Source organism: Caballeronia sp. GAWG1-5s-s, from assembly GCF_023631445.1.
GTDB lineage: Bacteria > Pseudomonadota > Gammaproteobacteria > Burkholderiales > Burkholderiaceae > Caballeronia.
This window is the reverse complement of record NZ_JALQDC010000003.1, coordinates 668,455-681,638: the sequence shown is the minus strand read 5'-3', so window position 1 is coordinate 681,638 and position 13,184 is coordinate 668,455. Positions and strand designations below refer to the sequence as shown.

General features: G+C 66.2%; 8 protein-coding genes. 4 read left to right on the top strand and 4 right to left on the bottom strand.

Going from position 1 to position 13,184, the window contains the following annotated elements:
- The first annotated feature begins 456 nt into the window (after positions 1-456).
- The 4 genes from NCR34_RS05560 to NCR34_RS05545 all read left to right on the top strand — a co-directional run bounded on the left by NCR34_RS05560 (position 457) and on the right by NCR34_RS05545 (position 6,052).
- Positions 457-1,773: a DUF3300 domain-containing protein gene (locus NCR34_RS05560; protein WP_250499261.1), complete on the top strand. Its 1,317-nt coding sequence runs from the start codon at positions 457-459 to the stop codon at positions 1,771-1,773.
- Between the two features lie 57 nt (positions 1,774-1,830).
- Positions 1,831-2,730: a DUF2950 domain-containing protein gene (locus NCR34_RS05555; RefSeq protein WP_502800045.1), complete on the top strand. Its 900-nt coding sequence runs from the start codon at positions 1,831-1,833 to the stop codon at positions 2,728-2,730.
- A 177-nt stretch (positions 2,731-2,907) separates the two neighbouring features.
- Positions 2,908-3,762, top strand: a complete 855-nt coding sequence (gene folD, locus NCR34_RS05550; protein WP_175939986.1) for a bifunctional methylenetetrahydrofolate dehydrogenase/methenyltetrahydrofolate cyclohydrolase FolD — start codon at positions 2,908-2,910, stop codon at positions 3,760-3,762.
- A gap of 163 nt (positions 3,763-3,925) precedes the next feature.
- Positions 3,926-6,052: a M3 family metallopeptidase gene (locus NCR34_RS05545; RefSeq protein WP_250499219.1), complete on the top strand. Its 2,127-nt coding sequence runs from the start codon at positions 3,926-3,928 to the stop codon at positions 6,050-6,052.
- A 52-nt stretch (positions 6,053-6,104) separates the two neighbouring features.
- Here the strand turns inward: NCR34_RS05545 and NCR34_RS05540 are convergent, their stop codons facing one another.
- The 4 genes from NCR34_RS05540 to kdpB all read right to left on the bottom strand — a co-directional run bounded on the left by NCR34_RS05540 (position 6,105) and on the right by kdpB (position 13,109).
- Entirely contained in the window at positions 6,105-7,379 is a 1,275-nt protein-coding gene (locus NCR34_RS05540) for an amidohydrolase family protein (protein ID WP_250499218.1), read from the bottom strand.
- A gap of 286 nt (positions 7,380-7,665) precedes the next feature.
- Positions 7,666-10,413 (bottom strand): DUF4118 domain-containing protein, encoded by a 2,748-nt coding sequence (locus tag NCR34_RS05535; protein ID WP_250499217.1) that lies wholly within the window; start codon positions 10,411-10,413, stop codon positions 7,666-7,668.
- A gap of 49 nt (positions 10,414-10,462) precedes the next feature.
- Positions 10,463-11,041, bottom strand: a complete 579-nt coding sequence (gene kdpC / locus NCR34_RS05530; RefSeq protein ID WP_250499216.1) for a potassium-transporting ATPase subunit KdpC — start codon at positions 11,039-11,041, stop codon at positions 10,463-10,465.
- 10 nt (positions 11,042-11,051) lie between these two features.
- Positions 11,052-13,109 carry a potassium-transporting ATPase subunit KdpB gene (gene kdpB, locus NCR34_RS05525; RefSeq protein ID WP_250499259.1) on the bottom strand — a complete coding sequence of 686 codons (2,058 nt, stop codon included), beginning with the start codon at positions 13,107-13,109 and terminating at the stop codon, positions 11,052-11,054.
- Positions 13,110-13,184 lie beyond the last annotated feature (75 nt).

Genomic DNA, 13,184 nt, shown 5'->3' with positions numbered 1-13,184 from the left:
TGTTTCGCGTTGACACCGTAGAGCGCCCGCCCGTAGTTTGATCGTGCCCCAACACCGGAGTCGATCATGCGCGACAAGGCAACCGCTGTACGCACAGGCAAACGTTTCGCCATCCACCGCAAGCCCACGCGAACGTGTCTATCCCTTGCCGCTTTCTTGCGTCGATCCGCGAACGTATCCAAGTCTTCTGCTTTCGATCGGTTCATCTGCCGCTGGTCAGTCGAAGCGCCGACGTTATTGCGTCTTGGCAGTCATATTGCTCGCGGCGCGCTTCGGACAGGCGACTTCATCGCCCTCTTTGGCCGTTCGACGCACACATCGAAGTCCTCCGCTTCGAGTCGGTTCATCTGCCGCCGGCCATTCGAAGCGCCGACGTTGCTGCGCCTTGAGAGTCATGCCGCGCGCCAGGCGGACTCGAGGTTGCACGAAACGCCACGCCGGTCGGTCACGGACCGCCTGCGTCCAATACGCCTTCTCGCGCTCGCCGCGGTGCTCGCCGCCGCGCCGCTCGCCGTATTTCATGCGCCGCCCGCCCACGCTCAGACGCAGCCCGCCGGCCAGAGGCTCTCGAACGAGCAGATCGATGCGCTCGTCGCGCCCATCGCGCTCTATCCCGACGCGCTGCTCGCCCAGGTGCTGATGGCCTCGACGTATCCGCAGGACATTCAGGCGGCCGCGCAGTGGTCGAAGGCCAATCCGAACATCAAGGGCGACGACGCGGTCAAGGCCGTGCAGTCCGAGCCGTGGGACCCGAGCGTGCAATCGCTGGTTGCGTTTCCGCAAGCGCTGGCGACGATGGCGTCCAAGCCCGACTGGGTTTCGCAACTCGGCAACGCGTTCATCGCGCAATCCGGCGACGTGATGGATTCCGTGCAGCGGCTGCGGCGCGCGGCGCAGAGCGCGGGCAATCTCAAGAGCAGCGAACAGCAAAAGGTGGTCGTCGAGCAGAGCACCATTCAGATCGTGCCGGCCAATCCGCAAGTGGTCTACGTGCCGACCTATAACCCGACCGTGGTCTACGGCGCGTGGCCGTATCCCGCGTATCCGCCGGTCTACGTGCCGCCGCCGCCCGGCTATGCAATTGCCTCCGGTCTCGCGGCGGGGCTCGCGTTCGGCACCGGCGTCGCGGTCGCGAACGCGCTATGGGGCAACTGCGACTGGGGCCGCCACGATGTCAACGTGAACGTGAACCGCTACAACAACATCAACATCAACAACCGCATCAACGCGAACAGCAACAACGTGCGCTGGAATCGCAACGACCCGCAGTTCAACCGCAACAACATCGGCAATCGGCAGAACTTCGGGAATCAGAATCTCGGTGCGGTCAATCGCGATCAGTTCCGCGGCCGCGATCAGGCCCGCGCGCAGGCTGCGCAGACGCTCCAGCAGCGCACCGGGCAGAACCTCAATCAGTCGGCGAGCCAGCGCGTGCAGAACATCCGGCAAGGCGGCGAAGGACGCGGCATCGGCAACAACGATCTGCATCAGCGCGCGCAGAGCGTGAACCGCGACAACGCGCTGCGCGGCGCAGGCGACGGCAACGCAGCGCGGCAGGACATCCAGCGCGGGCAAGCGAGCCGCCAGGCGTTCGCGAGCGCGCATCCGAACGCGGGCGGCGGCTTCGAACGACAAGGCGGCGGACTCGGCAACGGCGGCGGCGGCGGAATCCAGCGCAGCGGCGGGTTCCAGGGCGGCGGCGGGGGCGGCGGGTTTCACGGCGGCGGCGGGGGCGGGTTTCATGGCGGCGGCGGCGGTTTTCATCGCCGCTGAGCCGCCGAGCTTCGCTGCGCCACACCCATGCCCATGCCAACGACTCAGGAGCCCGACATGATTTCGATGAAGACACTTGCCGCATCGCCGCGCCCTTTTCTCTGCGCAGCGCTTTTGCTCGCGGCCTCGCTCGCGCATGCGCAGGCCGTCTATCCGACGCCCGAAGCCGCGGCGCAAGCCCTCACGGACGCCATTGCATCGAACGACGAAACCGCGCTCTCCAAAGTGCTCGGCAAGGACCACGCGCGCTACGTGCCGACCGACAACATCGGTCAGGACGACATCTACGAGTACCTCGGCTCGTGGGCGAAGGAACACCGCATCGTCGAGGATGCGGAGCATGCGGGCGGCCCGCGGCGCGCGCATATCGAGACCGGCGACAGCGGCTGGACTTTGCCCATTCCGCTCGTGCAGACGGACAAGGGCTGGCGCTTCGACATGCCCGCCGCGCGCGACGAAGTGCTGACGCGGCGCATCGGCCGGAACGAGCGATCGGCGATGCGCGTCGCGCTCGCCTGCGTCGATGCGCAGAACGACTATCGCAAGCTCACGAACCACTACGCCGACCGCTTCGTGAGCACGCCCGGCAAGCACGACGGCCTCTACTGGGACACGGCGCCCGGCGAGCCGGAAAGCCCGCTCGGCCCGCTCGCGGCGGCCATGCCGAACAAGGCGACGGCCTCGGGCGGCTACTACGGCTATCACTATCGGATCCTTACTGCGCAAGGGCCGCACGCGAAAGGCGGCGCGAAGAATTACATGCAAGGCGGCGCGCTCGCGGACGGCTTCGGCCTGATCGCCTGGCCGGCGAAGTACGGCGAAACCGGCGTGATGTCCTTCATGATCGACCAGGACGGGCAGCTCTATCAGAAGAACCTCGGTCCGGCGTCGGCGCGCGTGGCGGCGTCGATCAAGTCGTTCGATCCCGATCCTTCGTGGCAGCCCGTCTCGCCATAGACCGACGAGCACGGCCGGCACCCTCGCGCGAACACGCCGCCGGACGCCGGAAAGCGCCCGGCGGTATAATCTCGCCCTTCTTCGAGGGCGCCTTGCGCGCCCTGGCACGCCCGGCAGCACGACGTATCGCCTGCGCGCCCTCCTCGCTACGCCGCCCAATCTCGATTCCGATTCGCCATGACTGCCCAACTCATCGACGGTAACGCCCTCTCCAAGACTCTTCGCGCCGATGTCGCCGCCCGCGCGGCCGCGCTCACCGCTCGCGGACACAAGCCGGGGCTCGCCGTGGTGCTCGTCGGCGACAATCCGGCGAGCGAAGTCTACGTGCGCAACAAGGTGAAGGCGTGCCAGGACAACGGGCTGCATTCGGTCTTCGACCGCTTTCCGGCGACGCTCGCCGAAAGCGAACTGCTTGCGCACATCGAGAAGCTCAATGCCGATCCGGCCATTCACGGCATTCTGGTGCAGTTGCCGTTGCCCGCGCATATCGACAGCCATAAGGTGATCGAAGCCATTGCGCCGGAGAAGGACGTGGACGGCTTTCACGTCGCGAACGCGGGCGCGCTGATGACCGGCAAGCCGCTCTTTCGCCCGTGCACGCCGTATGGCGTGATGAAGATGTTCGAGGCGCACGGCATCGACCTGACGGGCGCGAATGCGGTGGTGATCGGACGCTCGAATATCGTCGGCAAGCCGATGGCGCTGTTGCTGCTCGAAGCGGGCGCGACCGTCACGATCTGCCACAGCAAGACGCGCGATATCGCGCACTACACACGCAACGCCGATGTCGTCGTCGCGGCGACCGGCCGCCGCAACATCCTGACGGCCGACATGGTGAAACCGGGCGCGACGGTGATCGACGTCGGCATGAATCGCGATGAAGCCGGCAAGCTGTGCGGCGACGTCGACTTCGCGGGTGTGAAGGAAGTCGCGGGCTACATCACGCCGGTGCCGGGCGGCGTCGGCCCGATGACCATCACCATGCTGCTCGTTAACACCATCGAAGCCGCCGAGCGCGCGGCACAGGCGTAAGCCGCCGGGGACGCGCGTCATCGCGATCGTCCCCTTAGAAACAATCCATTGGATTTTGGCCCCGCGGCCCCAATAATGCTCCAATAGCATTCGGACACGAGCGGCGCGGGCTTCGCATGACTGGCCCGCTCCGCGCTTCAACGATCACAGAACCGGGAGAGCCATGAGCGATACCACCGCAGCCACGCCGACCACGGCAGCATCCAATCCGCTGCTCGATTTTTCCGACCTGCCGCGCTTCGGCGACATCAAGCCCGAGCATGTCACCCCGGCGCTCGACGTGTTGCTGGCGGCGGCCAAAAACGCCGTCGATCGCGCGAGCGCGCCGGACACGCCTGCCACCTGGCAGGACGTCGTCGAAACGGTGGAGCGTGAATCGGAAAAGCTCTCGCGCGCGTGGGGCATCGTCGGGCATCTGAACGCCGTCGCCGATACGCCCGAGCTGCGCGCCGCCCACGCCGAAAACCTGCCGCGCGTCACCGAGTTTTCCGCGGGCGTCGGCCAGAATCTCGCGCTGTACGAGAAATACAAGGCGATCGCCGCAGGCGACGAATTCGCGGGCCTTTCGCCCGAGCGCAAGAAGATTCTGGAGAACGCGCTGCGCGATTTCCGCCTGTCCGGCGCGGAGTTGCCCGAAGACCGCAAGCCGCGCTTCGCTCAATTGCAGGAAGAACAGGCTGCGCTCTCGAAGGCATTCTCCGATCACGTGCTGGATTCGACCAACGCATACGCTTACGTCGTCACGCAGCAGAGCGACCTCGCCGGCCTGCCCGACGACGTGATTGAAGCCGCCCGCGAAGCCGCGCAGAAAGAAGGCAAGGAAGGCTGGAAGTTCACGCTGCACTTCCCTTCGTATTTCCCCGTCTTGCAATACGCAGAGCATCGGCCGATGCGCGAGGCGATGTATCGCGCGTATGTCACTCGGGCGTCGGAACTCGGCGAAACGTACGGCCACGGCAAGCCCGAGTGGGACAACACGCAGAATATCGTCGAGCATCTGAAGCTGCGTCAGGAAGAAGCGCGCACGCTCGGCTATCAGAACTTCGCGGAAGTGTCGCTTGCGCCGAAGATGGCGGAATCGCCTGCGCAGGTCATCGCGTTTCTTGAAGACCTCGCCAAGCGCGCGCGTCCGTATGCCGAAAACGACTGGATGGAACTGCGCGCGTTCGCCGCGACCGAGCTCGGCATGCCGGAGCTTCAGCCGTGGGATGTCGCGTATGCCGCCGAAAAGCTGCGCCAGAAGCGCTATTCGTTCTCCGAGAACGAAGTGAAGCAGTACTTCCCGCAGGAAGCGGTATTGAAGGGTCTTTTCAAGGTGACCGAAACGTTGTTCAACGTCTCGATTCGCCGCGACGAAGCCGCCGTGTGGAATCCGGACGTGCGCTTCTTCCGCGTCGAGAACAAGGACGGCTCGCTCGTCGCGCAGTTCTATCTGGACCTGTACGCGCGCGAAGGCAAGCGCGGCGGCGCATGGATGGACGACGCCCGCGCCCGCCATAAGCGCACGCAAGGCGACGTGCAGACGCCGGTCGCGTACCTCACATGCAATTTCTCCGCGCCCGTCGGCGGCAAGCCCGCCTGCTTCACGCACGATGAAGTCATCACGCTCTTCCACGAATTCGGGCACGGCCTGCACCACATGCTCACGCGCGTGGACGAACTCGGCGTGTCGGGCATCAACGGCGTCGAATGGGACGCGGTCGAGTTGCCGTCGCAATTCATGGAGAACTTCTGCTGGGAGTGGGACGTGCTGACCGACATGTCGGCGCACGTCGAAACGGGCCAGCCGCTGCCGCGCGAACTCTTCGACAAGATGCTCGCCGCGAAGAACTTCCAGAGCGGTCTCGGCACGCTGCGCCAGATCGTCTTTTCGATGTTCGACATGGTGCTGCACACGTCCTACGATCCGGCCAACGGCACGCAGAACGTGAACGACCTCGCCCGCGAGATCAACGAGAAGTTCCACGTCATTCCGCAGGCGCCGTTCTCGCGCTGGCCGAATACGTTCAGCCACATCTTCGCGGGCGGTTACGCGGCGGGCTATTACAGCTACAAGTGGGCCGAAGTGCTGTCCGCCGACGCCTACGCCGCGTTCGAGGAAGCCGCGAAGGCCGCGAACGGGTCGGTGCTGAACGCGGAGACCGGCACGCGTTATCGCCGCGAGATTCTGGAGGTGGGCGGCAGCCGCCCGGCGATGGATTCGTTCAAGGCGTTTCGCGGACGCGAGCCGAGCATCGACGCGCTGTTGCGTCACAACGGCATGAGCGAGCACACGCAGACGGTGCACTGATGCACTGATCAACTGATCCGAAACCCCGGCCGCCGCGCCGGGGTTTTGCTTTTCAGCGCTGGATTCTGAAGTCCACTTCCGCGGGCCGGCCTTCCAGCGCGAGCGTCGCGCGCATGGCCGGGCTGCGACTCACCACCTTCCCTCTTCTGATCACCGCCGTGCGCGCCGCGCGCAAACCGATCGCTTCGATCGGATCGCGAGCGTCCAGCACGACGCAGTCCGCATGACAGCCCACTTCCACGCCGTAGCCTTCGAGCCCGAGAATGCGCGCGGGCGTGCGCGTGACGGCATCGAAGCACGCGAGCATCGCGTCGACGCCCGTCATCTGCGCGACGTGCAGGCCCATGTGCGCGACTTCGAGCATGTCGCCGGAGCCCAGGCTGTACCACGGGTCCATCACGCAGTCGTGGCCGAACGCGACGTCGATGCCCGCCGCCATCAGTTCGGGCACGCGCGTCATGCCGCGCCGCTTCGGGTAGGTGTCCGAGCGTCCCTGCAACGTGATGTTGATGAGCGGATTCGCGATCGCCGAGACGCCCGCTTCGCGCATCAGCGGAATCAGCTTGCTGACGTAGTAGTTGTCCATCGAATGCATGGAAGTGAGATGCGAGCCTGCCACGCGGCCGTGCAAACCTAGCCGATGCGTTTCCGCCGCGAGCGTTTCGATGTGGCGCGACATCGGATCGTCGGATTCGTCGCAGTGCATGTCCACGCGCAAGCCGTGCTGGGCCGCGTACTCGCACAGCAGCGTGACGGACGCCGCGCCGTCCGCCATCGTGCGCTCGAAATGCGGAATGCCGCCGACGACATCGACGCCGAGCGCGATCGCGCGCTTCAGGTTCTCGAATGCGCCCGGACTGCGCAGCACGCCGTCCTGCGGGAATGCGACGAGTTGCAGGTCGAGATACGGCTTCACGCGGCGCTTCACTTCGACGAGCGCCTCGGCGGCGAGCAGACGCGGATCGCAGACATCGACGTGCGAGCGGATCGCCAGCAGCCCGCGCGCGACGGCCCAGTCGCAATACTGCAGCGCGCGCTCGACGATGGCTTCCTGCGTGAGTTCGGGCTTCAGTTCTCCCCATAACGCGATGCCTTCGAGCAGCGTGCCGGACGCGTTCACGCGCGGCAGACCGTACGAGAGCGTCGCGTCCATGTGAAAGTGGGCGTCGACGAACGGCGCGGTGACGAGCGAACCGTTCGCGTCGATTTCCTCACGCGCGCTCGCATTCAGATGCGGCTCGATCGCAGCGATACGGCCTGCTTCCATGCCGATATCAACGAGCCCCGTCGAGCGCACGAGCGATGCACGGCGAATGATGAGATCCATATGAAGCCCTCGGGCGTAAGCGGTTCGGACGATTGTAGCGGGACATAAAAGCGCGGGCGGGACGCTTTGGTTAGTGTGCGATGGAGCGAAGGGCAGGTTGCGCCTGTTCGCGCGCGCGTAGGCGGCACTCAGGGCGGCGGAATCGTCGGCGCGGCCGTCGCCTTTTGCGCCGAACGCGAACGGGGTGATGACATCGCGATACGAAGGCGTCGCCACCGACGCTGCGCGCGGATACGCATAAGACTAAAGGCGCCGAGTGTGAGCCCGGCATCGGTGATCTAACGCCTTACATCCGCTCGCCCTCCTCGATATCCGGCGGCGCTTCGTCCGCCGGCAGCGTGAACCAGAAGCGCGCGCCGCACGCGCGCGCTTCCCTGTCGACGCGATTCTCCACGCCGATGCGCCCGCCGTGCGCCTCCACGATCGCGCGACAAATCGCGAGCCCGAGCCCGATGCCCGGTTGCGCCGATTCCTTCTCGCCGCGCGTGAACTTCTCGAAGAGGCGCGTCTCCATGCCGGCCGGCACGCCCGGCCCTTCATCGTCGATGACGACGCGCACGGCACGCGCATCGCCCGATGTCTCTTCTTCCGCCGCAATGCGAATCGGCGTATGCGCTGGCGTATATTTCGCTGCGTTCTCCAGCAGGTTCGCCAATAGCCGCTCCATCAACACCGCGTCGAGCCGCAGCATCGGCAGATTCGACGGCACGCGCACCTGCACAGGTCGGCCCGCGAGCGTGCGCCTCATTGCTGCCAGCGCGGCGCCGACGGTTTCTTCGAGCATCGACCATTGACGGTTTAAGCGAATCGCGCCTGCCTGCAAGCGCGCCATGTCGAGCAGGTTCGTCACGAGCCCGCTCATGCGCAGCGCCTCTTCGTGGATCGCGTGCACCAGTTCCTGCGACTCGCCCGAAAAACCGCCGATCGCGCGCGCCTCTTCCTCCAGCACCGACGCGAAACCGACAATCGACGTCAACGGCGTGCGCAGGTCGTGCGAGATCGCCGAGAGCAGCGAATTGCGCAGGCGTTCGGACTCCATGTTGACGAGCGCGTCCTGCGCGATATCCACGTAGTGCACGCGTTCGAGCGCCAGCGCGATCTGCGCCGCGAACGTCTCGATCATGCGGCGCTGCTCGGGCACGGCCAGTTCCGCTTCCCGCTCGACGACGAGCGCCAGCACGCCGCGCGTGCGCATCGGCGCGCGCAGCGGCAAGTAGAGCGCATCGGTGGCGGGCAGCGTGTCGGTGCCGCGGCCCGCGGGCTTCTGCTGCTCGTAGACCCATTGCGCGATATCGAGGTCGATGCGCGCGGCGTCCAGCATCGCGTCCGCGTTCGGCTCGTCGACTTTCTGGCGCACGCGTTCGCTCGCATCGGGCAGCAGCATCGCGACCTTCGCCTGGAAGACTTCGGCCACATGCCGGGTGCCGATCTCGATGATCTGCCCGGTCATCAGCGCGGCGGCGAGTTCTTTCGTCATCGCGTACATGGCGCTGGTGCGCCGTTCCCGCTGCGACGCGATGCGCGCCTCGCGGCGCAGGCTCGACGTGAGATGACTGATCGTGAGCGAGGTCAGCAGCATCACGACGAAGGTGAGCACGTATTGCGTGTCGGTGACGGAAAACGACAGCGCGGGCGGCACGAAGAAGAAGTCGAACGCCGCGACCGACACGAAGGACAGCATCACGCCCGGCCCGCGCCCGAGCCGCGCGGCGGCGAAGATCACGCCGAGCAGATACACCATCACGAGATTGGTGAGCGCAATCTGCCGCGCGGCCAGCCCATGCGCGACCAGCGTGATCGCCGCGCCGATGGCGAGCGCGTAGCAGTAAGCGCGCGGCGGCGAATGCCCGGCGTCGCGCCAAGCGCCGGCTATCGACGCGCGCCGCGTTGGCGATTCGTCGCGCGGGCCCGTGGAGACGAGCGTGACATCGATATCCGCCGCATGCCGCACGATGCGCTCCGCGACCGGCGTGTGCGCGATGCGCCGCCAGCTTCGCGCGCCCGGCGCGCCCGCGACGAGCTTCGACACATTGCGCATGCGCGCATAGTCGATGAGCGTCGCGGCGGCGTCCGCGCCATCGAGCGTCACCGTTTCCGCGCCGAGTTCCGAGGCGAGCTTGAGCGCGTCGAGCGTGCGGCGGCGCTCATGGTCGGAAAGGCGCTGGAGCTTCGGCGTTTCGACATAGACCGCGAGCCAGTCCGCCTTCAGCGCCGCCGCGAGCCGCGCCGCCGCGCGCACGAGCGCCGCGCCTTCCGGTCCCGGCCCGACGCACGCAATCAGCCGCTCCCGCGCCCGCCAGATGCGCTCGATCGACTGATCGGCGCGGTACTCGCGCATCTGCGCATCGACGCGGTCGGCGGTGCGGCGCAACGCCAGCTCGCGCAGCGCGATCAGGTTGCCCTTGCGAAAGAAGTTGCGCACCGCCTGCTCGGCCTGCTGCGGCAGATAGACCTTGCCTTCGCGCAGACGATCGAGCAGTTCCTCGGGCGGCAGATCGACGAGCGTCACTTCATCGGCGAGATCGAACACGCGGTCGGGCACCGTCTCCCACACGCGAATGCCCGTGATGCGCCCGACGATATCGTTGAGGCTTTCCAAGTGCTGCACGTTGACGGTCGTGTACACGTCGATGCCCGCGTCGAGCAGTTCGTGCACGTCCTGCCAGCGCTTCAGGTGCCGCGAACCTTGCACGTTCGAATGCGCGAGTTCATCGACGACGATGAGTTGCGGCTTGCGCGCGAGCGCGCCGTCGAGATCGAATTCCGCGAGCGTGCGGCCGCGATAGTCGATGTGCGCGGGCGGCAGCGTCGTAAGGCCCGCGCACAGCGCGAGCGTTTCCTTGCGGCCATGCGTTTCGACGACGCCGATCACGACATCGACACCTTCGTCGCGGCGGCGTCGCGCGGCTTGCAGCATCGCGAAGGTCTTGCCGACGCCCGCCGACGCGCCGAAGAACACCTTCAGCCTGCCGCGCTGGCGCTTCGCTTCCTCGCGTTGCAGCTTGTCGAGGAGTTCATCGGGGGTCGGGCGCATGGGCTCCTGAGCGGGTTCTCGTCATGTGGCGCTTAGGGAGTGGCGGCGCTCAGCGAACGCTCGCCCGGTCCAGCGCGAGATTCAATTTAAGCACATTCACCGTAGGTTCCCCGATCACGCCGAACGTGCGCGTGGACGTCGCCTCGACGACGAGCGCATTGACTCGCGCGACGGACAGCCCGCGCGCCCGCGCCACGCGTGCGATCTGATACGCGGCCGCCGCCGGGCTGATGTCGGGATCGAGCCCGCTGCCCGATGAGGTCACGAGATCGACCGGAACGGCGGCGTCGTTCGCAGGATCGGCGGCGTGCAGCGCGGCGATGCGCGCCTTCACGGCATCGGCCAGCGCGGGGTTCGTCGGGCCGAGGTTGGAACCGCCGGAGCTTCCCGCGTTGTACGGATTCGGCGTCGTCGCGGACAAGCGGCCCCAGAAATAGCGCGGCGCGTCGAACTGCTGCCCGATCAGTTCGGAACCGACGATCTTCCCGTCAAGCTCGATGAGGCTGCCGTTCGCCTGATGCCTGAACACCGTCTGCGATACCGCCGTCACGATGAGCGGATACAGCAAGCCCGTGATGATCGTCAGTGCAACGAACAATACGATGGCCGGACGCAATGCATTCTTCATGAGTGTTCTCCTAGTTCCAACCGAGCGCGGTGATCGTCATGTCGATCAGCTTGATGACCGGAAACGGCAGCACGATGCCGCCGAGCCCATACACGAGCAGATTCCGCCGCAACAAAGAAGCCGCCCCGAGCGCGCGATATTTCACGCCCTTCAGCGCGAGCGGAATCAGGAACACGATGATGAGCGCGTTGAAGATCACCGCCGAAAGAATCGCGGACGACGGCGACGCGAGATGCATCACGTCGAGCACGCGCAATTGCGGATACGTGGTGGCGAACGCGGCCGGAATGATCGCGAAGTACTTGGCGACGTCGTTGGCGATGGAGAAGGTCGTAAGCGAGCCGCGCGTCATCAGCATCTGCTTGCCGATCTCGACGATCTCGATCAGCTTCGTCGGGTTCGAATCGAGATCGACCATGTTGCCCGCTTCTTTCGCGGCCTGCGTGCCGGTGTTCATCGCCACCGCGACGTCGGCTTGCGCGAGCGCGGGCGCGTCGTTGGTGCCGTCGCCGGTCATCGCCACGAGCCGCCCTTCGGCCTGATGCGCGCGGATCGTCGAGAGCTTCGCTTCCGGCGTCGCTTCGGCGAGAAAGTCGTCCACGCCCGCTTCCGCCGCGATGGCCGCCGCCGTCAGCCGGTTGTCGCCCGTGACCATCACGGTCTTGATGCCCATCTTGCGCAGTTCGGCAAAGCGTTCCCTGATGCCGCCCTTCACGATGTCCTTCAGTTCGATCACGCCGAGCGCGCGCGCCTTGCCCGCGACGTATTCCGCGACGACGAGCGGCGTGCTGCCGCGCCGCGCGATCTCGTCGACGCCATGCTGCACTTCCTGCGGAAAGCGTCCGCCGCGTTCTTCGACATACTTTCTCACCGCATCGGCCGCGCCCTTGCGAATCTCGCGATCCGGCACATCGACGCCGCTCATGCGCGTCTGCGCGCTGAACGCGATGAACGTTGCGCCGAGCGTCGCCATATCGCGTTCGCGGATATCGAAGCGCTGCTTCGCCAGCACGACGATGCTGCGGCCTTCGGGCGTTTCGTCGGCGAGCGAGGCGAGTTGCGCGGCGTCGGCGAGGTCGCGCTCGCTCACGCCGGGCGCCGGCGCGAACGACGACGCCTGCCGGTTGCCGAGCGTGATCGTGCCGGTCTTGTCGAGCAGCAGCACGTCCACGTCGCCCGCGGCTTCCACCGCGCGTCCCGAGGTCGCGATCACGTTCGCCTGCATCATGCGGCTCATGCCCGCGACGCCGATGGCCGACAGCAGCCCGCCGATGGTCGTCGGAATCAGGCAGACGAGCAACGCGACGAGCGCGGTGATCGTGACCACGTGCCCGGCTTTCGCGGCTTCGACCGAGAACATGGAGAACGGCAGCAAGGTCGCGGTGGCGAACAACAGCACGAGCGTCAGCGCGACGAGCAGAATGGTGAGCGCGACTTCGTTCGGCGTCTTCTGCCGCTTCGCGCCTTCGACCATTGCGATCATGCGGTCGAGAAACGCCTCACCGGGATCTGCCGTCACGCGCACGACGATCCAGTCCGACAGCACGCGCGTGCCGCCCGTCACCGACGAGAAGTCGCCGCCCGACTCGCGGATGACGGGCGCGGATTCGCCCGTGATCGCGGATTCGTCGACGGATGCCACGCCATCGATCACTTCGCCATCGGCGGGAACGGCGTCGCCCGCTTCGATCAGCACGACATCGCCCTTGCGCAGATCGCTCGACGCGACAACGCGAATGGGCGACTTCGGATGCGGCTCGTTCAGCTTCTTCGCCATCACGTTGTGCTTGGCGCTACGCAACGACGCGGCCTGCGCCTTCGAGCGCCCTTCCGCGAGCGCCTCGGCGAAATTTGCGAAGAGCACGGTGAACCACAGCCACAGCGCAATGGCCAGGATGAAGCCCGCGGGCGCTTCCGCCTGACCCGCGAGCGCGGCGATCCAGAGCACCGTCGTCAGAATGCTGCCGACGTACACGCAGAACATCACCGGGTTGCGTAGCTGAGTGCGCGGCGCGAGCTTCGCGAAGGAATCGGCGATGGCGGGTTTCAGAAGCGCCGGATCGAACATCGAACGCGCCGCCGTGCGCGCTTGCCCGAGGTTCTCCGGGCGATGCAGCGGCGCTTGATTCAGTTGAGTCATCTG

Bases quoted from the DNA above. Each gene is read 5' to 3' on its own strand.
- NCR34_RS05555 (WP_502800045.1), top strand. From the start codon at position 1,831: ATGATTTCGATGAAGACACTTGCCGCATCGCCGCGCCCTTTTCTCTGC.
- folD (WP_175939986.1), top strand. From the start codon at position 2,908: ATGACTGCCCAACTCATCGACGGTAACGCCCTCTCCAAGACTCTTCGC.
- NCR34_RS05545 (WP_250499219.1), top strand. From the start codon at position 3,926: ATGAGCGATACCACCGCAGCCACGCCGACCACGGCAGCATCCAATCCG.
- NCR34_RS05540 (WP_250499218.1), bottom strand. From the start codon at position 7,379: ATGGATCTCATCATTCGCCGTGCATCGCTCGTGCGCTCGACGGGGCTC.
- NCR34_RS05535 (WP_250499217.1), bottom strand. From the start codon at position 10,413: ATGCGCCCGACCCCCGATGAACTCCTCGACAAGCTGCAACGCGAGGAA.
- kdpC (WP_250499216.1), bottom strand. From the start codon at position 11,041: ATGAAGAATGCATTGCGTCCGGCCATCGTATTGTTCGTTGCACTGACG.
- kdpB (WP_250499259.1), bottom strand. From the start codon at position 13,109: ATGTTCGATCCGGCGCTTCTGAAACCCGCCATCGCCGATTCCTTCGCG.